18 protein-coding genes are annotated in these 21051 nt (G+C 48.8%); 9 read left to right on the forward strand and 9 right to left on the reverse strand.

The window, feature by feature from the left end:
• The first annotated feature begins 4 nt into the window (after window positions 1-4).
• From PPHA_RS10110 to PPHA_RS16815, 7 genes are all read left to right on the forward strand, one after another.
• Window positions 5-3730 (forward strand): Eco57I restriction-modification methylase domain-containing protein, encoded by a 3726-nt coding sequence (locus PPHA_RS10110; RefSeq protein WP_012508725.1) that lies wholly within the window; start codon window positions 5-7, stop codon window positions 3728-3730.
• 12 nt (window positions 3731-3742) lie between these two features.
• Window positions 3743-4945: a PDDEXK nuclease domain-containing protein gene (locus tag PPHA_RS10115; RefSeq protein ID WP_012508726.1), complete on the forward strand. Its 1203-nt coding sequence runs from the start codon at window positions 3743-3745 to the stop codon at window positions 4943-4945.
• Window positions 4935-7157, forward strand: coding sequence for a PglZ domain-containing protein (locus PPHA_RS10120; protein WP_012508727.1), 2223 nt, complete (start codon window positions 4935-4937; stop codon window positions 7155-7157). Before PPHA_RS10115 ends, PPHA_RS10120 begins: the two co-directional genes overlap by 11 nt.
• Window positions 7158-7187: 30 nt before the next feature.
• Complete coding sequence (gene brxL, locus PPHA_RS10125) at window positions 7188-9242, forward strand: protease Lon-related BREX system protein BrxL (protein WP_012508728.1); 2055 nt, start codon at window positions 7188-7190, stop codon at window positions 9240-9242.
• Window positions 9243-9352: 110 nt separating this feature from the next.
• Window positions 9353-9601: a hypothetical protein gene (locus tag PPHA_RS10130; protein WP_012508729.1), complete on the forward strand. Its 249-nt coding sequence runs from the start codon at window positions 9353-9355 to the stop codon at window positions 9599-9601.
• Window positions 9602-10864: 1263 nt separating this feature from the next.
• Complete coding sequence (locus PPHA_RS10140; protein ID WP_012508731.1) at window positions 10865-11053, forward strand: hypothetical protein; 189 nt, start codon at window positions 10865-10867, stop codon at window positions 11051-11053.
• A gap of 19 nt (window positions 11054-11072) precedes the next feature.
• Entirely contained in the window at window positions 11073-11324 is a 252-nt protein-coding gene (locus PPHA_RS16815; protein WP_083765327.1) for a type II toxin-antitoxin system RelE family toxin, read from the forward strand.
• Window positions 11325-11369: 45 nt separating this feature from the next.
• On the opposite strand, the gene PPHA_RS10145 is transcribed toward PPHA_RS16815, so the two are convergent.
• From PPHA_RS10145 to PPHA_RS16010, 9 genes are all read right to left on the reverse strand, one after another.
• Window positions 11370-12125 (reverse strand): HipA domain-containing protein, encoded by a 756-nt coding sequence (locus PPHA_RS10145; protein ID WP_012508732.1) that lies wholly within the window; start codon window positions 12123-12125, stop codon window positions 11370-11372.
• A 12-nt stretch (window positions 12126-12137) separates the two neighbouring features.
• Window positions 12138-12389 (reverse strand): helix-turn-helix domain-containing protein, encoded by a 252-nt coding sequence (locus tag PPHA_RS10150; RefSeq protein ID WP_012508733.1) that lies wholly within the window; start codon window positions 12387-12389, stop codon window positions 12138-12140.
• A gap of 155 nt (window positions 12390-12544) precedes the next feature.
• The gene (hypE, locus tag PPHA_RS10155; protein WP_012508734.1) at window positions 12545-13588 is read right to left on the reverse strand and encodes a hydrogenase expression/formation protein HypE; all 1044 of its coding nucleotides are present in this window, start codon (window positions 13586-13588) and stop codon (window positions 12545-12547) included.
• Window positions 13585-14679, reverse strand: a complete 1095-nt coding sequence (hypD, locus tag PPHA_RS10160; RefSeq protein WP_012508735.1) for a hydrogenase formation protein HypD — start codon at window positions 14677-14679, stop codon at window positions 13585-13587. The genes hypE and hypD overlap by 4 nt, the downstream gene beginning before the upstream one ends.
• A gap of 11 nt (window positions 14680-14690) precedes the next feature.
• The gene (locus PPHA_RS10165) at window positions 14691-14963 is read right to left on the reverse strand and encodes a HypC/HybG/HupF family hydrogenase formation chaperone (protein ID WP_012508736.1); all 273 of its coding nucleotides are present in this window, start codon (window positions 14961-14963) and stop codon (window positions 14691-14693) included.
• A 90-nt stretch (window positions 14964-15053) separates the two neighbouring features.
• Window positions 15054-17603 (reverse strand): carbamoyltransferase HypF, encoded by a 2550-nt coding sequence (hypF, locus tag PPHA_RS10170; protein WP_012508737.1) that lies wholly within the window; start codon window positions 17601-17603, stop codon window positions 15054-15056.
• Window positions 17564-18373 carry a hydrogenase nickel incorporation protein HypB gene (gene hypB / locus PPHA_RS10175; protein WP_012508738.1) on the reverse strand — a complete coding sequence of 270 codons (810 nt, stop codon included), beginning with the start codon at window positions 18371-18373 and terminating at the stop codon, window positions 17564-17566. The genes hypF and hypB overlap by 40 nt, the downstream gene beginning before the upstream one ends.
• Window positions 18374-18377: 4 nt before the next feature.
• The gene (hypA, locus tag PPHA_RS10180) at window positions 18378-18731 is read right to left on the reverse strand and encodes a hydrogenase maturation nickel metallochaperone HypA (protein WP_012508739.1); all 354 of its coding nucleotides are present in this window, start codon (window positions 18729-18731) and stop codon (window positions 18378-18380) included.
• A gap of 121 nt (window positions 18732-18852) precedes the next feature.
• Window positions 18853-19017 (reverse strand): hypothetical protein, encoded by a 165-nt coding sequence (locus PPHA_RS16010; protein ID WP_190273988.1) that lies wholly within the window; start codon window positions 19015-19017, stop codon window positions 18853-18855.
• 87 nt (window positions 19018-19104) lie between these two features.
• Here PPHA_RS16010 and PPHA_RS10185 point away from each other — a divergent pair, with 87 nt between their 5' ends.
• Window positions 19105-20031: an aspartate carbamoyltransferase catalytic subunit gene (locus tag PPHA_RS10185; RefSeq protein ID WP_041526840.1), complete on the forward strand. Its 927-nt coding sequence runs from the start codon at window positions 19105-19107 to the stop codon at window positions 20029-20031.
• A 52-nt stretch (window positions 20032-20083) separates the two neighbouring features.
• Window positions 20084-20962: a DUF1207 domain-containing protein gene (locus tag PPHA_RS10190; RefSeq protein WP_049759959.1), complete on the forward strand. Its 879-nt coding sequence runs from the start codon at window positions 20084-20086 to the stop codon at window positions 20960-20962.
• The last annotated feature ends 89 nt before the right edge of the window (window positions 20963-21051 follow it).

The following is a 21051-nucleotide window of genomic DNA, read 5'->3' on the forward strand; positions in this document are numbered from 1 at the left end:
AACAATGAAACTTTCCGACCACGTCAAGAGTATCCGTGAGCTGATTTCGTCAGCCTTTGCGAACCAGTTTGCCCGGCTCGGTATCACAGCAGAGCGCCAGAGTGAACCTGCCACCCTCGACCAGCCACAGCAAGAGCTTCGGGCAACGCTTGATGCCATCCTTGAAAGCCACAACAAAGAGACCGGCACACCTGCCGCAGCCTACCAGAAAGCGCTTGACGACTACACCTTTACCCTCTTCAACCGGCTTGCCGCGCTCAAGGTGATGGAGGCACACCGGATGTTCCCCGAAGTGCTCACCAAACGGGCTGAAAATGGCGGTCACTCTTTTGGCCACCGTGCATGGCTGGAACAAAACCCGTTCATGTCTTCCGAAGAGCTTGAGGGATTGCTCTTCTATATCCGCTTTGCCTTCGACACCCTCAGCGACAAAATCCGACTCTACTCCCGTGAGAGCACCTACGACATGCTTCCCTACGTGCTCGACCTGAACGCCATTATCGGCGCATTCAATGCCGTTGAGGAGGACAGTGATGTTGGCTCTGAAATCTGGCTCTCGGACGACATTATGGGGTGGCTTTACGAAAGCTACAACCTCTCCAAAAAACAAGCATTTAAGGAGTCTGGCGACAAGATCGAGTTCGACAAGGTTGCCCTCTCCTCCCAGGTCTATACGCCGCGCTGGGTTGTTGAGTTTCTGGTGAACAACTCCCTCGGCAAACTCTATCTGGAGATGTACCCAGATTCAGAGATTGGGCGAAAGTACAAAATTGCCAACATCCCCGCCACACGGGTGCGCGAGCCGAAACCCTTGACTGAAATTCGGCTGATTGACCCGGCAACAGGCTCCGCAAACTTTCTGCTCTACGCCTTCGACCTCTTTTATGACCTCTACCTCGACCAGATTGAGAACTATGGCGCTGAGTATGACGAAGAGGAGATCGGGAAGCTCATTATTGAGCACAACCTCTACGGTGTTGACCTCGATGACAGGGCAATCCAGATTGCGCAGTTGGGTCTCTACATTAAGGCATTGCGACGGAACAGCCGCATCCATATCGAGCGCTTCAATGTGGTCTCCTCCGATTTTTACCTGCCCGATTTTGATGTGGTGGCAAGCTCCTTCTCCGGCAGTCTGGCTACCGACTCCCAGCAGATGAGTTTGATCAAGGCAATCTGGGCCGACCTGCAGCGAGCATACCAGTTTGGCTCACTCATCAGGATTGAAGAACGCTTCAATGCCAATTTTGCATCACTCTTTGAAAAGGCAAAAGCTGACCAGCAGGATCTTTTTGCCACGGCTGAATTTGAGAGCCAGGAAAAGTTCAAAGCGGAGCTGTTCCGTGATTTGCACAACGCCGTATCGGCATACAGCCAAAGCAGCGGCAACAGCTTTTTGCGGAGCAAGAGTAATGATGCCATCACCTTTCTGGAGATCATGACCCGGAAGTACGATGTAGCGGTGGCGAATCCGCCCTATACCGATTCAAGTGATTTCGGGAAGGAGTTGAAAGCTTTTATTGAAGGGAATTACAAGAAGCCTTATGGATTTCACTCAAACCTCTATGCGACTTTTATAAAACGATGTGCGGAGATTATCACTGATACCGGCAAGATTGCGATGATTCATCCGCTCACCTTCATGTATATCAAAACCTTTGAGGGGGTTCGGGAATATATCCTTAACAATTTGCATATCAATATTTTTGTCGATTATGGCTTGAGCAACCTCTTTGGCTCCATAATGGTTGACCCTGCGTTTTATGTTCTGGAAAAAGGGATAACGACCAATGACAAATCACTCTTTATTTCACTGGATCAGTATACCCGTACTCCACAGGAGAAATTCAAGAAAGATTATGCTCTCACAGCTCTGGAGAATTTTGTTTCAGGAAAGACGGATAAACATAATATTCTCATTAATCAAGACAAGCTGAAAATCATCAAGTCATGGCCATTTATTTACTGGATTAGTGATGCTTTTCGGGAGAAGTTTGGAAGTAATGCTCTTCAAGATTCATTTTATGTCGCTCAAGGTTTAGTTACTTCAAACAATGAGAGATTCTTGAGGTACACATGGGAGGTTTTTAATGATTATGCAGAAGAAAATATTTTAGCGAATCAAAAATGGTTCTTTTATCCTAAAGGAGGTATATACTGTAAATGGCTTGGAAATAATTGGTTATTGGTAAATTGGGAGGACAATGGGTATGAGATTAAAAATTTTTGTGATGATCAAGGCAAACAAAAATCACGGCCTCAGAATGAATCCTTGTATTTTAAGGCAGGGATAACATATGGAAGCAGTGGCTCGAAAGGCATATGTTTTAGGTATATGCAAACAGGGCAAATATTTTCAGGCGGCGGCCCCGGAATTATTCCTAAAGCTTTTAACAACATTCCTTATGTGATTGCTTTTTTAAATTCAAAGCTTTCCGCATACCTTCTTGGGTCTCTTAATCCTACAGTAAATACTACACAAGGGGATTTAAATAGGGTTCCTTTTTGTCTTCCAACAAAAAAGCTTGAGGACTCTATTACGTATTTTTCAAATACGGCGATTGACGTAAAAAAACGGTTATATTCATTTTCTTTGGTGGAATCAAACTATGAAGCTAATCCTTTTTTGATTGGCATTTCAAATATAGACCTTCGAGAAAAGATCAAATCTTTTTTCACCTACGAAAACCACCTCCTCACCCAAGTCCTGCTCAACGAAGCCATCATCAACGAAAAGATCTTCGAAGTCTACGAACTCACCCCTGAAGACAAGGCAATGGTGCTTGCCAAAGAGGGCGAATCCATCGGTGGTCTCCCTGTATTTCCCGAAGCCCGCGCAGCATATCTGACTGAAACAGAGGTCACGGCAGAGTTCCCGCTTGATAAAATCTTTACTTTCATTGAATCCCTGCCCACCATGACCATGAGCGGGCAGGAGATTGCCGACCTCACTGCAAAGTTCGAGACGCTCTACCAGAGCAACAACGACCTCGAAGAGTTCTGCATCAGGAACAAGATCAACCCGATTAACGTCTGGTACCTCTTCAAGAAAAGTGGAGTGCTGCCGCAGCAGCGGGCCAAAACCATTGCGATGGAGTTCCTCGCCGACCTGATCCGCGAAATTCTCAATGAGGACGACGACGGTATTGTCCCTCTGGTACGTAACACCGGCGAAGAGATATTGATTGACCGCATTGAAAAGAAGTTTGAGGAGAAGGGGCTCACTTCCGCGCAGTTTGCCGCTTTCCCGACCGTTCTTGGCAAGGAGATCAACGACTACATCAACAACAAAAACTTTTTTAGCGACCTCTCCGATCACCTCAACCTCTTCATGTACCTGCCAAAGACACCATTTATCTGGCATATCACCTCCGGGCCACGTCAGGGATTTGATGCCTTCATCATCATCTACAAATGGAGTCGCGACAAGCTCTTTACCCTGAAGTCGGTCTATATTGAAAAGCGTGAGACGGCGCTGCGCAACCGCCAGTCAGACCTGCTTGGCGAGAAAAGCGCACAGGCAGAAGAGGAGAAGGATACCATTTTCCATCAGCTCAAGGAGATTGAGAGCCTCCGGAAAAAGATTGACGAACTGCTCTCCGAAGGCTACGACCCCAAGCTCGACGACGGTGTCGGCAAAAACATCGCTCCCTTGCAGAAGAGGGGTATCATCGCTTATGAGGTGCTGAATCCGGGACAGCTCAAAAAGTATCTGAATGCAGAGTGGTAAATCGCAAAACCTATGAACTATAAACAGTTACTTGCCCTCTTCAAAGAGACCCATCAGGAGTTACAGCAAAGAGCCGCCCGCTCGGTCGATACCTCCCTGGTGATCCGGAACTGGCTGTTCGGGTGGTACATTGTAGAGTTTGAGCAGGGCGGCTCAGACAGAGCGGAGTATGGCGCCAATTTGCTAAAAAAAATCGCGGCTCAGTTGACGATCAAAGGCTGTTCAGAACGAAGCCTCGCGCTCTGCTGTAAGTTCTATCTCACCTATTCTGGAATTTTGCAGGCACTGCCTGCAAAATCTGAAAGCAGGCAGAATGAGTTCCAAAAGATTGGGCAGACACTGCCTGACCAATCTTTTCGTGAGCAAAGTGAACTACCGGAGATTCAACAGGCACTGCCTGTTACATCTTTTGATGCCATAGCCAGTGCTCCCAAAATGGTTCAGGAACTCTCCGAAACATTGGCTGGCTGCTTTTCTCTCGGATGGACACATTACGTTGCTTTGCTGACCATATCGAACACTGATGAGCGCCGATTCTACGAAATTGAAGCCAGCGAAAACAGTTGGGGTGCCCGAGAGCTTGAGCGGCAGATAGCGGCCTCGCTGTATGAGCGGCTGGCACTCAGTCGTGACAAGGAGGGAATCCGGCAGCTCTCAGAGAAGGGGCTGATTATTGAAAAACCGGCGGATGTGATCAAAAGCCCCTTTGTGCTTGAGTTTCTGGATCTGGAAGAAAAAACCGCTTATTCGGAACATGCACTTGAAACGGCCATTATCGACCACCTCGAACACTTTCTGCTTGAACTGGGCAAAGGGTTTCTCTTTGAGGCTCGCCAGAAACGGTTCACCTTCGATAACGACCACTTTTATGTTGATCTGGTTTTTTATAATCGGCTCTTGCGCTGCTATGTGCTTATTGACCTCAAGCGCGACAAGCTGACGCATCAGGATCTTGGGCAGATGCAGATGTATGTGAACTACTTTGACCGCTATGTCAAAACGGAGGATGAACTGCCGACCATTGGCATTCTGTTGTGCCATCGCAAGCATGATGCGCTGGTTGAACTGACACTCCCCAAGGATTCAAATATTTTTGCATCAAAGTATCAGCTCTATCTGCCCTCAAAAGAGGAGCTGAAAAGGCAACTGGAAGAGGCTGCAGGCATTGGGCACTGCGAAAATCCCGATCAGGAGGGAATGAACGATGTTCGATAAATGGCTCAATCAGGATATCAGGAAAGTCCTTGACCGGCGAAACAGAGTAGTTGTGGGGGCTGAAGCCTCTCTTCTGGATCTTTTGCGCAAGGTATTGACGAAGGAGCTGACAATTTTTGTGGTTCATGGCTCCCTTGAGGAGCTGGAGTGCAAGTACACTGTAGAAAAATTCCACAAGGGTGATAAAGTTGTAATAATAGCGACATCACAAAAAAACAAGCTGACCTTTATTCGCGACTACGCTGAAACCTGTGGGTATGTGGATATCCGCATGGTGGAAAATTATGTGGCGGCGAGGGTTTTTCAGGAGCTTGGCTTGAACATTTCGCTTACACCGGAAGAACTCAAAGTTGCTGCGTACAACAGCATTGGTAAAGGACGTGAGTATTGGGAGGAGCTTTGCCGCAAGGGTGGAGAGCGGCTTTTTGATATCGGCAGTGATATCCTCCCCTTTCTCCATGACCCAGTGGGTTTCTGCGCTACCCGTGATGCAGTGGTGGTTGCGGCCTTTTTTGAAAAAATCAATACCTGGCTTGGGCGCGGCAACATCAGCCAACCCCCCGAAATCCTTGCGAAAGAGGTGGCTGAGCAGATTCTGGGGTCGCTGCTGACAGGTAAACCGAAGAAGAAGTACCTCGATGTGTACAAGAAGTGGGGCGATTCCAAAGCGATGGAGGGTTCGTTGCTGGGCTATTGCCAAGAGCATCCGGTCCGGTTGGAGCTGCCGGAACTTTGGAAAGTTTATGCCGCCCATCCGTTCGATTTGGTGGATCTCCAGTGGCTGAAAGACCTGGTAGCGCACTTATCGGACAGAGTCTCCATTAAGGATAAACTCCCGCTCATACACGCCCGTTTCAGGAGCAGCCACGGCAGGCAATGGCGCAAGGGGTTGTGGGGCCATCTGCTGCAACTGCTGGAGTTTGATACTTCCAGAATCAAGGGGATTGCGTCGCTTGAGGAGGCGACAACCTTTTACACGACCGAACTCTACCGGGTTGACACGGCTATACGCAGCATCTACGAGGAGTTCTGGGGTGACGAAAAGGTTATTCGCCCATTCCAGGAGTATTACAACCAGTTGGTTTCACCCTTTCTCCATAAGTGGTTTCAGTACTTCGACGACTACCGGGAGAACCAGAAGGGGCTTTTGATAGAGAGAATCCGTTCCGCTCAAGGACGGATAGCAATTATTGTGGGTGATGGTATCTCTTATGAAATTTCACAGAGAGTCACTGCGAAAATAAGTGATACGATCAAGGTTGATAACCAATATCGCTGCTGCGGCATTCCGTCGATTACCGAAAACAATATGAGCCTGCTTTATCGTGACGATGGAGTTGTTGAGCCATTGCAGTCCCGGCGAGAGGCATATCTTGCCGCACAAGTCGCAATGCGGATTGAGTTTGTTCAGTTGGAGGAGGTCAACTTTCAACATGCTGAAGTGGATGTGCTTCTCTGCTCCTGCAAGGATATTGACGACATAGCCGAGAAGATGCAGCACAAAGCGCTGAAATTCATCGGTGAAATTGAGAATATGCTTGCCGAAAAGGTAGGGTTTCTGCTCAATAACGGTTTTCAGGAGGTTGTGCTGACCTCCGACCACGGATTTGTGCTTACCGGTATTCTTGATGAGTCCGACAAGGCCGAAGTGCAGTTTCAAGGAATTGTGTCAAAGGCAGAGCGATACATTCGTACCACCGGCAGGCAGAGTCCATCACCTGAATTGATCGAATACAGGCAACAGTATAAGGAGTTCAACTACGTGTACTTTGCCAAACATATGAAACCATTCAAAACCCCTGGGAAGTACGGATATGCTCATGGCGGGTTGTCGCCTCAGGAGTTGATTATTCCTTTTATAACCTTCAGCCACACAATCTCTTCCCTTCAGGAACTGAACATCAGTGTGGCGAACGAAAGGCAGTTGAGCGGTGTTGTGGGCGACTATTTTTCACTCCACCTTAAAGCTGATGATGGAGCGGGTGATATCTTTACCCAGGAACGGAAGGTGCAGCTCCTCTTTATCGACAACGGGAAGGAGTTCAACAAGAGTGACATCGTGGCCATTAAAGCGGGTGAACTCATCAAGAAGGAGTTCTCATTTGACAACCATCTCAATATTGAGGTGATTGTGGTGGATGCCCTGTCGCGGCTGACCCTGACGAAGGTGGCTGTATCGCAAACCGTTGCTCGTGACCTTGGCGGTCTTTAAAAATCGTTCGTTGAAACCAGAGAGTAACCTATGAGTATCGTTTTAGACCAACTGGATGAAAAGCTTCTCGAACATTTTCGAGGCTTTGTTGTCAAGAAAGACCTGGTGCAGATGCTCAAAGTCGGCGAAAATGTCCCTGTGTTCGTACTGGAATATCTGATTGCTAATTCATGTTCTACGAATGACGAAGAGGCTATCAAAAAGGGGCTTGATAATGTCAAGCGCATCCTCAGCGACCACTATGTCAACCCCGAAGAGAGCGCCCTTATCCATTCCAAAATCAAAAATGAGGGCCGCTACAAAATCATCGACAAAATCAGCGTTGAACTTGATACCGGCAAAGATGTCTACTGGGCAAAATTGCAGAACAGCAATATCAAGCACGCCAACATCAGCGAAAGCCTGGTAAACCAGCACGAAAAGATGATGCTTGGCGGTATCTGGGCAATCATCGAAATGCGATACGATCCCGGCATCATGATTGGCTCAACCATCTATCCCTTCGTGGTGGAAGAGATCAAACCGATTCAGCTCTCCAATTTTGAGAACGGCCACTTTGTGCGCAACCGCTCACACTTCACTACGGAAGAGTGGATCGACATCCTTTTGCGCAGCTCAGGGATTGAACCCTCGGCGGAAGGAATCACCCGCCGCATCAAGTTGCTCCTGATATCGCGCCTCATTCCGCTGGTGGAGGCGAACTTCAATTTTCTGGAAATAGGGCCACGATCTACAGGAAAAACCTATGTGTTCAAGGAGCTTACCCCTTATGCTGTTGTCATTTCTGGCGGGCAGGGAACCGTTGCCAAGCTCTTTGTACACGGTTCCACCGGCAAGGTTGGCGCTGTCGGGCAGTGGGATGCTATTACCTTTGATGAAGCAACCGACAAGCTCTTCAAGGAGCGGGATGCCATCCCGCTGATGAAAGATTATATGGAATCCGGCTCCTTCTCCCGTGCAGGTGCCGGTGGCGAAATTACAGGCAGCGCTTCAATTGTGCTGAACGGCAACATCAACCAGCCGATTGAAACCGTGTTGCAGAACTCAAACCTCTTAAGCCCGCTTTCCCCTGAAATCAACACCGATACCGCCTTTCTTGACCGTATACACTACTATTTGCCCGGCTGGGAAATGCCTAAGTTCGCGCCAAAGCATTTCACTAAAAACTTCGGCTTCAGCACGGACTTCTTTTCGGAATGCCTCAAGTCACAACGCAAGATAAACCATACCGACGTTGTCGAGGAGTTCTTCGCGCTCGGCTCTCACCTTAAGCAGCGTGACACCAAACCTGTGAAGAAAACAGTTTCAGGATTTATCAAGCTGATCCATCCTGACGGCAAATACACACGGGAGGAGGTGCAGGAATATTTGACCATTGCTCTCGAAATGAGGCGTCGTGTGAAGGAACAGCTCAAACGTATCGGAGGCATGGAATTCTGGGACACTAACTTTTCCTACATCGACAAAAACACTCAGGAAGAAACCTTTGTCTCCCTGCCCGAAGAGCGAAGCTCTCACCTCATCGAAAACTCGCCCCTTCAGCCGGGCGTCTGCTACACAGCAACAAGCGATGGAGAGAACCTGACTCTGGTTAGGATCGAGACCGCCGTTGTTACCGGAAGCGGAAAACTGAACATCTCCGGCACCAACAGCACCACACCAAAGGAAGACATTAAAAACACCTATCAATACATCAAGGCCAACGAGAAAACCATCCTCAACGAGCAGCACTCCCTCAAGAACTACGATATCTCCATTCAGGTGACATCACTCCTCGGCTCAACGATTGCGTCAGGGATAGGGGCCGCCGCCTACGTCGCCATCATCTCCGCTATCTACAAAAGAAACCTCAAGCCAGCCCTGTCGATTCTGGGGAACATCTCCATCGGCGGCGCCATCGAGCGGGCAATGAACTTCTCTGACAAAGTATCAATGCTCTCCGAAAATGGAGCCAAGCTCGTGCTGGTACCCATGAGCAACCTCAACGAGTTGCAGGATCTGCCGCCTTCTGTGCTCGGGGCTACCGATGTGCCCTTTTATGGCAATAACCAGATGCTTATGCAAAAGGTGATTTTGGGGGAATAGGAGGGTACGGAGCCAAAAGTATTATTGTTGCATGATTATTAATTTATGTTTCGTAAAATCATGCATAATGAGAACAAACAATAACCTTCAGCGAAAAAAGTGGAGAACGTATGACGATTCGAGTATCGGAAACAACTCGAAACATTGTCTGTAAAAGCCTTGGTATTGACAGGTTATCAGCGGTTATAGATATGAGTTATGGAGGCTTTTCAACAGCAGCCGATGTTGATCGGGAGACAACAAAGCTTTACTCCGACAGCAACAGAGGTTCTGTCGGGCTCAATGCCGGACGATTCTACACAGCCAGAGAATATGAAGAGCGTATCAACCGCATAAAAAACTTGAGACTTCCTTATTAGAGATGAAAAGATAATAGAAATTGCGCCTGGCAAACAAAATGAGAATGGATTTTCACCAAAAAAGATTGCTCAATTAGAAAATCTCGCATCTCTTTATATGCAGGCGAAGTCACTGATATTATCCTCTGAGGAGGTGGACCCTGATTACCGCTCAAATTTACAGACAATAAAGGAATTACGAGACGCTTTTGACCATCTCATGCGGATCATCGTTGAGCGGTTTAGCGATGATAAATCCGCCCTTGGAGACACTTCTGGGAGTGAATATTTCCAAAAAAACATCCAGAAGTCTATTGGCCACGTCTATCGCGCCGCATTCGACGCTTTAGATGGGGCTGTAATGTCTTTGAGAGAAAAAATCATATCCAAAAAACAAACGCACCTGACAAACAGGCGCCCCCTCAAATGTCTTCTCCGGCTACAAAATAAGTTCACAAGAATTCTGACTATCTGCTGACATGAAACTGCAGGCATATTGATAACGCGGAGATGAAGCCTGTAAGAAAATGACACAAAGAGCTGAAGACTCCGGATTTGGCAGGGAAAGCCTATACCAAAACCTTAAGGATTAGTGCTCATGAACTATCAACAGTTACTTGCCCTCTTCAAAGAGACCCACCACGTGTTGAACTAGAGAGCTGACTGGTCGGTCGATACCTCTCTCGTGCTCCGGAACTGGCACTGCAAAAATCCCGATCAGGAGGGCACTGACGATGTTCGATAAATGGATCAATCAGGATGTCGGGAAGGTTCTTTAACGCTGCTGTAGATGGTTAACGTTTTGAACTGTGACCTCATAACTCTGTGGTTTGGTTGGCACCTTCAAACTAATATTTTAAAAGAGGTTGCGGATAGCTTTTGTAACAAGAGGGGAAAATAAAATCTGCTTCTGCTTTTGTTTTTAAAAGGATTTAACATATTCTGATGTTTATGGAATAGCTGTGAACGTAACAGTCCGATAGGAAATGAAAATCCTGAATTGAGCGATTAGTAATGAAAAAGCGCTTTATGTAATAATATTTATAAAGCATTATTATGAAAATAAGCGTCGATTTCCCATTTCAAAATAGCCAAACCCAATGGGTTAAGAGCACCATAGCATATAACACAATCTATAACGATTAGAGAAATAAATAGTTAAAACCTGTAAAGCTTGAACCAATTGCGGATGAATCGCTCAATTCAGGAAAATAGTAACTATTTTTGCAGTGACAATAACTTGTTACGCTCGTAGCCGAATTTTTGACATAAGGATAATGTAAAATGAATATTGCGAAATCATATATAACTGACGAGTCAGGAAATATACAAAGTGTTATTCTTGATTATCAGATATATCAGAAAATTGAGGAACTTCTTCTTGATGACGGATTGCTGAAAGCTATGGAAGAAGTTCAGGATGAAGAAACTGTGGAATATGAGGAGGTAAGAGAACTGATTAAGCAATTATGAAAATTATCCTCAGAAAAACATTTTTAAAAGATATTCAGAAAGTCAGCGAACCGCAAAGAGTCAGGTAAAACTTTTTCTTGAAGAACTTTATGCCAGCCCTTCGATTTCAGAAAGCTCTCATAGCATTAAGAAGTTAAAAGGAGAAAAGAAAAAGGGTGACTTTTTCAGAATCCGCTTCGGAGAATACAGATTGGGATATGAAAAAAGAGAAGACGGAATAATCATATATCGTATTCTGCACAGAAAGGAAATTTATAGGTATTTTCCATAAGGTAATCATAAACTTAAAGCCACTTCCGCATCCATATCGGAGCCGTCAACTATTTTGCCCGATAGCCGTCAGCCCTTCATTCCACTCTCTGAGCATGGCCTCACCAACAGGCTTAAAGTCCGAAAAATCGAGGGTATGCTGGCGCAAGCCTGCAACGGTTTCAGCAACGGCATCGGCAACCTCTTCGATAATGAGTTTTGCTTTTGCTGGCTGAAGATTACAGTGCATTTTTGCGAAAGCAATGAGTTTCTTTGCTGTCGGAAAGCGCTTGCTGCCGTCCAGAGTAAGCGCCAGAGTGTCCTTTTTGATATACGCTGTTGTTGAAACGATATCGTAGGTGGGAGCAAGGCGCACTGGTTTGTTTGATGCCGTGTAGAGTACTCCGAAATTTTTGAGATGGGCATCGCCGTTCCTCACGATACAAGAAAGAGATAGTGAGCGGAAGTAAGCCTCCAGGGCAGAGGCCTGAAGTTCAGGAGAGACAAACTGGCGAATCCGTTTGGCCAGCTTTTCATAGCTCCCGTCATACTTTTCTGCCGTACCAATACCATTCAGGGAACAGAAATCCTCAAACCCAAGATATTGCCCCTCTTCTGTCAAGTCAAACCTCTTGACTATCAGAAACTGGTTGTTTTCCGAAAGAGTAAACTCCGGCACTTCCAACCCGCTTCGGCGGGCAGCATTCATGCAGAAAAACTCGTTAGCTGCCAAATGGGGATATTCATTGTTGTTCCAACCCTTGACAATATGAGTAGCTCCTTTTACCGTTCCAGTGAGCCAACAACATGAGGAGTAACCCATACATCCAGCATACTAATTCTCCCGTTCGTTTATCAGCTCCTGCAAGGTTGGGCGCGGTGAAGCATCTTTTACGGTGAGTTCAAGCCCAAGTGTTGCGCAGATGGCCATAACCTTTCGTATACCGATTTCCGGCAGTTTGCCATTTTCAAAACGGCTTAGCGTAACGCGGCTTATTCCATTTGCGCTGGCTACCTGCTGCTGCGATAATCCTAACGTTTTCCTCCGACGATAGAGAAGCTCTCCGATTTCCTGAATATCGCTCATATCTGTATCATATGTACTACATTTGAACGCTTTTTCTTTTGAAATGTAGCGTATACTATACACTTCAACAAATTATTTATTCCAATGTGGAATGCTTCATAACGGAGAATAAACCATTTTGAAATTCAGATACTCTGTGTTACCCATCGCCCCCTTCAGCAAATACGGGGCAATTGTTCGCCAAGGGGAAGGTCGATAATGCGACGGCTGCCGAATGCGGTGCGCATGACCACCATACCGGGGTGCTCGTTTGTCACTGATCCGATGATGACGGCATCGCGCCCCTCTTCAAAGGAGTGCATCACCTCAAGAACTTGTGCGGCATCGGCGGCGGCAACGGCCACAACGAGTTTGCCTTCGTTGGCCACATGCAGGGGATCGATGCCAAGCAGTTCGCAGGCGCCGCGCACCTCTGCTTTTACGGGAATGGTTGTTTCATTGATTTCAATACCAACACCGGAGGATACGGCAAGTTCATTCAGGGTTGCAGCCACACCTCCCCTTGTCGGGTCGCGCATGGCTTGAATTGCGGGCACAGCGTCGAGCATGGCAGCAATCATACCATTAAGTGCGGCGCAATCGCTCGTAATGCGTGACTGGAATGAGAGCCCTTCACGCGAGGTCATGATGGCCATGCCATGATCGCCCACGGTTCCTGAAAGAATGAGGCTTGTCCCTTGTTGCAGATTACGGCATGAGAGATTGGCTCCCTCCCTGATCACACCGATTCCCGAGGTGTTGATGAAGAGTTTGTCGCACTGCCCTTTGCCAACCACCTTGGTGTCTCCGGTAACAATCACCACCCCTGCTTTCCGGGCTGCTTCGGCCATGCTTTGAACAATGGTTTCAAGTTCGACAAGCAAAAAACCCTCCTCAAGCACAAACCCGGCGCTGAGATAGAGCGGCCTTGCACCACCTACTGCCAGATCATTAACCGTACCGTTCACAGAAAGCTCTCCGATACTGCCGCCAGGGAAAAAAACCGGACTCACTACATAGCTGTCGGTGGTAAAGGCCACTCTTCCGGGCGGAAGATCAAGCTTCGCCTGATCGTCGAGAAGATCGAGAAAAGGATTATGAAGATGCGGCATAAAAACCCGCTGCATGAGTGCCTGGGAGAGACGCCCTCCGGCGCCATGTGCCATTTGAACGGTTTCATGCTGCATGATCGGGGATGGGCAGAGAGGAGCTATGGTCATAGTGCGAAATTTCGGTGATAGTTGTAATAGGCAGCACAGGCCCCTTCGGAGGAGACCATGGTGGCGCCGAGGGGGTGTTCCGGGGTGCACTCACGGGCAAATGCAGGGCAGCCGTCGGGCTTGAGAACACCCTGCAGCACACTCCCGCTCATGCAGAGGGGCGACTCGGCGGCACAGAGGTGTGCAACATCAAACTTTTTTTCAGCATCATAGCGGCGGTATGATTCCCTGAGGCCAAGTCCGCTTGCGGGGATAAGGCCAATCCCCCGCCACTGCCGGTCGGTTACTTCAAAGACCTGGCTGATAATCCCTTGCGCCACACGGTTCCCTTCACGACTCACCACCCGTCCGTAGCGGTTCACAACCTCTGCACGCCCCTCTTCAAGCAGTTCGACCGTTTTCAGTATTCCGGCAAGGAGGTCAACCGGCTCAAAACCGGTCGGCACTATCGGCACATGAAACTCACGGGCGACTGGCTCATATTCCTCGTAGCCCATGACTGCGCAAACGTGCCCTGCTGCAAGAAAGCCCTGAACCCTGTTTTCGGGAGATGAAAGAATGGCTCGCATGGCTGGCGGCACCATGACCTGGCTGACCAGCACGCTGAAATTTTCAATTCCTTCTCGCGCTGCCTGCCAGACTGCCATGGCGTTGGCTGGCGCAGTAGTTTCAAATCCAACGGCAAAGAAGACCACCTCTTTTGAGGGATTGTCACGAGCAATCTGGAGGGCATCAAGCGGGGAAAAGAGAATGCGCACATCGCCCCCTTCACTGCGCACCATAAAGAGATCTTTTGAACTGCCAGGCACGCGCAGCATATCGCCGAAACTGGTGAAGATCACCTCTTTTCTTGCCGCTATAAGAAGAGCCCGCTCAATCGATTCAAGCGGTGTTACACAGACCGGGCAACCGGGGCCATGCACCAGTTCGATGGTATCTGGCAGCAGTTGATCGATGCCGTTGCGGATAATCGAATGGGTTTGTCCACCGCAGATCTCCATGATGGTCCAGTGGCGGGTGGTTTTTCTGCGAATCTCGTCAAGCAGCTTCCGGGCAAGCTGTGGATCGCGATATTCATCGATATATTTCATGGGAGTCGGCTTCACAGCAATTCGGGTGAAGGGGGCTCTTCATCAGGCTGAAACGCCCCGCTTTCAATAAGCTCCTGCCACAGTTTCAGACTTTCGGCAGCCTCCGCATCATCAATGATTTTCAGGGCAAAACCGGCATGAATAATGGTGTACTGGCCAACCTGTATATCGGGCACATATTCAAGACATGCTCTTGTTTTTGAACCGTTCACATCAATAATGCCCATTTTCAGGCCGTTTTCAATGGAGAGTTCAAGGAGTTTTCCGGGAATGGCAAGGCACATTGGCTTGGTGGTTTTTTTGACTGGTAGTGATCAGGTAAAGATAATAAATATGGGATATATGAGACTTATAGGACTTATAATAAAGAGGAACTATTGGATTCCTTGATAGTTGCCGTTGAGGTAAGTTCTGCCAATGAGGGCCTGGCCAAGGGAGAGGCCTCCGTCGTTGGAGGGCACAAGGGCTTGGGTAAGCACCTTGTAGCCTGCACGTTGCAGTTCAGTCACGAGGGCTTCAAAGAGGAGGGCGTTCTGAAAAACTCCTCCACTGAGCGCTACGGTGGTTATGCCTGTCGCTTTGGATGCCTTCCCGATAATTTCATAAAAACAGTTTACAAGCGTACGGTGAAAGCGCCGGCTGATTTCACCGGCAGCCATCCCTGTTTGCAGGGCAGTGACAACATCACGGATAATTGGCGAAACCAGCATCGTCCAGCGCCCTTTTTCCTCATGCAACAGATCGTGCTTGTTCGCGATAGTTCCTCGCGGGGTATTGATCAGCCTCTCTGTAACTGCCGGTATATCGTTCGTGCCTATGGTACCTCCTGCGGATTGCACTGGCGCAAGTGCAGGCTTTTGCTCATAATGCAGCCCGTAGCGGAACGACTTGCTGCCCATACTCCCCCCTGCCTCATGCATCAGTGCAATGGCGGCCTCTCCCTCATAGCTGATCTCACCCCGCAGAGCGCAGAGTGCGGCAACGGCGTCAAAAAGTCGGCCACAGCTTGAGGTTTCAACAATAGTAACCCTCTTTTGAAGTAACTCAAGAACCGGCTCAATGCTCCGTCCTTTCATGAAGGGAAGGTCGGGCAGGTCGGGACAACTTCGGTGAAGATAGCCAAGCGCAGCCCGCCAGGGGTGCATGACTGCGGCCTCCCCTCCCGGCAATGGCATAAGCTCAAGTGAAGCAAAGCGTGCTGCTCCGGCAGCATCCCCAATCAGTACCTCTCCACCCCAGATCGTGCCATCAGTTCCATATCCTGTACCATCAAGTATGAGCCCAATCGCTGGCCCCTCCTCCCTGTTTTCAGCGAGGCATGACACCAGATGAGCATGATGATGCTGGACACCAAGCAAGGGAATATTCTGCATCATCGCCCACTGTGTTGTCATGTAGGCAGGATGCAGATCGTGCACCAGAAGCTTGGGTACAGCCTGAAAAAGATGCTGAAGATGGGCAACAACCTGCACAAAATGGCGGTATGCTTCATAGTTTTTCATGTCACCAATATGCTGGCTCATCAGTGCATGACTACCCTTCAGAATCGTAATGGTATTTTTCAGCTCACCTCCGGCAGCAAGAACAACCGGACCATCTTCGCGAAGATATATTGGCGCCGGAACATATCCCCTGCTCCGCCTGAGCTGCCGCAACGTTCCCGATAAAGCGATGGTGACCGAATCATCGCATTTCAGGTAGATGGGGCGGTTATGCACGAGAAAAGCATCGGCAATACCCTTGAGACGCAGAAGCGCTTCCTCATTCTCACTTGCAATTGGCTCCTCGCTGAAATTGGCACTGGTCATCACCAGAATGTCGAGAGTTTCATCGAAAAGCAGGGTGTGCAGTGGCGTGTAGGGCAGCATGACGCCAAGGCGCTCATTGCCTGGCGCTATGGATGGCGCAAGGTTGCTGCTCTTTTTCTTTTTCAGAAGCACAATGGGGGCTTGCGCAGCGCTCAGTGCGGCCATTTCCGTTTCACTGACCTCACAATAGCCGTGAACAAGCGACCTGTCGCGTATCATCACTGCAAAAGGTTTTGCCTCTCGACCTTTCCGCTCCCGAAGTCGCCGTACCGCAGCTTCATTTCGTGCGTCTACGGCAAGATGAAAACCGCCAAGCCCTTTCAGCGCAACAATCATCCCTCTCCTGAGAAAAGCAACGGCTTCGGCGACGACATCACCGGACAGGGTGTGAGCACAGGACAAAGCGGTTTTTGGCTGTGCATGAGAAGTGCCATCGACCGGGTTGTGCTCCACGACACTCTCCCCCAAAAGGAGCGTACCTGAAGCATCAAACAAGGAAAGAGTGGGGCCGCAAACCGGACAGGCATTGGGCTGTGCGTGAAACCGACGATCAAGCGGGTCATGATACTCGCGCTCACACGCTTCACACATGGTAAACCCATGCATGGAGGTAAATGGACGGTCGTAGGGCAACCGATCGACAATGGTATAGCGGGGACCGCAATTGGTACAGTTGATGAAAGGATAACGAAACCGGCGATTGGCAGGATCCAGAAGCTCTCGTCGGCAATCACTGCAAAGCGCAATATCGGGCGGAATGAGTGTTTCGACCCCAACGCCGGAACCCGAATTCCCGATCAGAAAAGCCTCTTCTGAAACACAGGGAAGAGACATCTCTTCGATGGTTTCGATGAACGCAAGCGGCGGGCGCTCCCCCAGCAAACGACGCGAAAACTCATTGAGAAGCGAGAGTTGACCCTGCACCTCAATCAGCACACCAGAGGCTGTATTGCAGATAAACCCTTTCAGGTCACAAGCAACAGCCAGACGGTAAACAAAAGGGCGGAACCCCACACCCTGTACCATACCGTTGACCCGAAGACGCCTCCGCTCTTCAGCGCTGCTCTCCTTGATGCTCAGTGCTGTAACAGTTTCTTTTCGAGCCACTCCTGCCATACAGTCAGCCCCTCTCCTGTTTTTGCTGAAAGTTCAAACCATTCGAGATGGTGGTTGACCCGCATGGCATTTTCACGGCATCTGGCAACATCAAATTCCACATAGGGAAGAAGATCGATCTTGTTGAGAATGCAGAGATCGGCCTCATGAAACATGGTTGGATACTTCAACGGCTTGTCGTCTCCCTCCGTCACACTGATAATGACAACCTTGAGTGCTTCACCGAGATCAAAGAGCGCCGGACAGACAAGATTTCCGACATTTTCAATACAAAGCAGCGAATTATCCTGCAGGTCAAGCTCCTTTACAGCACGGTTGACCATCAAGGCATCAAGATGACATCCCGAACCGGTGTTGATCTGGATTACCGGCACACCGAGAGCCTGAATTCGCTCGGCATCATTGGTAGTTTGCTGGTCGCCCTCTATGACTGCAACCGGAAAGCGCTGTTGCAGTACCGGAATAATTTTTTCAAGCAGTGACGTTTTGCCTGAACCAGGGGAACTCAAAAAATTAAGCGCAAAAATCTTTTTTGCCTCAAAATATCCCCGGTTTCTTTCAGCGAGAAGATTGTTTTTCTGAAGCACATCCTGTTCAAGAACAACCTTCCGGCTTGTGCCTTCATGATGATGATGGCCATGATCATGGCTGTGATGCTCCTCATGCGTGTGGCTATGATCGTGGTCACTGACATGAACATGATAATCACTCTGGCCGGGTTTACGGAGCACAGCCCCTTCGTCAGTTGAACATCCGCAGGTATCGCACATGTGTTTACTCCCCCTCCTCTTCTATGGTCATTGATTGAATCAAAAATTCCTCACCCGAGACGATCTTCACCCGTAATGAACGACATCGGGGACACTCTGCATAATAAAAGTTGACGGGAAAGCTCATGCCGCACTCCCCGCACTCGCCAACACCTTCCGGCTCTTCAATGTTGAGTAGCGCTTCTGCAGCAAGCGTCTCCCTGGCTGCCGCTGAAAAACAGAATTTCAGTGATTCAGGCTCAATACCAGCCAATTTGCCGATCAGCAGGTCAATAGCCGAAATCCTGACACCGCCCTCTTGCCTGGCTTTTGCCACAACTGCATCCACAATGGAGAGTGCAATACTCATTTCATGCATAACATTCAGAAGGAGAACCAATTGAAGGACAGTTTACAAAAAAAAGAGGAACTGCCATTTCTCATAGCAGCATTTTTACTTTGACCTGTCCACCATGCAGGCGACAGCATTGCCCGTCTCTTCATCGGTCAAAAAAGAGGTAATCTTTCCTGAAGGTGCTCTGCATCATAATTTCCCCGGAGATTTCATGAAGCGGCTCCGAAGCAACCTCAGCCATACGGCCATCAAGCATTTCTTTCGGCTCGCAGGCAACCTGACTCTCTTGTACCAGCCATCTCTTCATCATAACTCATGCAAGGTTGTTTTTGATCATGATTTTTTTTGTACCTTTGAGAAATTTTTTTCCTGAAAAGACACAAAAGATATGTCGGATTTGAAGCACCTTACTGGATTATGCAATATTCCGGCCAGCAACATCACCAGCATCCTTGATATGGCTGCCGGTTATAAAAAGAAGTTGATCACCCCCTGCCCCTCTTTTGAACCATCCCTTCAGAATAAACGCATTGCACTGGTTTTTTTTGAAAACTCAACCCGTACCCGATTTTCTTTTGAGATAGCAGCACGACACCTTGGCGCAGGCACGCTGAACTTCAGTGCATCGTCAAGCAGTGTCAGCAAGGGGGAAAGCCTGAGTGATACCATCAAAAATCTTGAGGCCATGCAGGTGGATGCCTTTGTTCTTCGTCATCCCTCTTCCGGAGCTGCAGATCTCATAACCAGAATAACCTCAAAAAACGTGATCAATGCCGGAGACGGATCGCATGAGCATCCGACACAGGCGTTGCTCGACATGTTTACGCTCCGCGAATATTTTGGAACAATTGATGGGCTCAAAGTGATCATTATTGGCGATGTGCTGCATAGCAGGGTCGCCCGTTCAAACATTTACGGCCTCATCACTGCCGGCGCCGAGGTTGGTATCTGCTGCCCGGTCACCCTCATGCCTCCCGATGCTGACCAGCTTGGCATCACTCTCTTTACCGACCTTGACCGTGCCATTGCCTGGGCCGATACAGCAATCGTGCTTCGACTGCAACTTGAACGAGCTACGGGAGGATACCTGCCCTCGCTGGAAGAGTATTCTGTCCATTATGGTCTGACCGATGAGCGCCTTGAACGGGTACAGAAACATCTGCTGGTACTTCATCCCGGCCCGATAAACCGGGAAATTGAAATAGCAAACAATGTGGCCGACCGCATACAGCCTCCGGGCTATTCAAAAAGCATGCTGCTTGAACAGGTAACTAACGGAGTCGCTGTCCGCATGGCAGTGCTGAACACCCTGCTAACCCTGTAAAACATGATTCTGTACCATGATTTTCCGCCCGCTAACACATCAACTCTTCGCCATGAAAAGTACACGTTACCTCTGCAGAGCACTCTTCATCATCACTGCGGTACTCCTGATACCGGTGAAAAAAGGGGCTGCCGAACCGATCCTGAACCCGACCACCAAAACCCTCTTCAAGCCGCTCCTTGCTGACCCTTCGGAACCGAAAATTGCCGTTATGCCCTGGCTTGGCGACCGTTATCTGCAGCTCGATATCGGCGCCTCGGCTGACCTTTACCAGAGCAAAAACAAGAAATTTGCCGCTGGTGTTGATTTTGCCACCTACTCTCTCCTGCAACGGGGCGACAATTTCAAGTTTCCGGTTGATGCTATCGATTATCTCTTTGGTGTCAACGCAAGCTGGAAAAAACCGATCAGTAATGATGCGCTTCCTTTTGATGAATTCAGCGGAAAAGTGAGAATCAGCCACATTTCGGCCCATTTTGAAGATGGCCACTATGATGCAGATACGCACCAATGGATTCAGCAGAGCGACTGGCTGGGCACCATTCCCTTTACCTACAGCCGGGAGTTTGTCAATCTCGTTGTAGCGCTCAGTTCACCAAATCATCGTATCTATGCCGGATACCAGTACCTCTACCACACTCTTCCTGACGGTATCAATCCACACTCTTTCCAGGCTGGTGTTGAACTTTCCACTCCTGGAAATACCTATCTTGCCGCAGACTTCAAACTGCTTCCAATCTGGCAACCATCGCTTGAGGAGACGAAAGGACACCGGGGAACATGGAACGTGCAGGCAGGCAGGCGTCTTGATGACATAGGGCTGAAGAATGTCAGGGTAGCCTGTAACTATTTTTCAGGCATGAGCCGCCAGGGCATGTACTTCTATCGCCCCGAAAGCTTCAGCACCATAGGAGTCATTGTCGATCTCTGAGGAAAGAACAAAGAGCGTAGCCGCAAAGAATAAAAAGAGTTCCCGGCATGAGTGAAAACGTCAGCAGATGCCATGCCGGGATAAATAAG

Origin of the sequence: Pelodictyon phaeoclathratiforme BU-1 (assembly GCF_000020645.1) — a bacterium.
Taxonomy (GTDB): domain Bacteria; phylum Bacteroidota; class Chlorobiia; order Chlorobiales; family Chlorobiaceae; genus Chlorobium; species Chlorobium phaeoclathratiforme.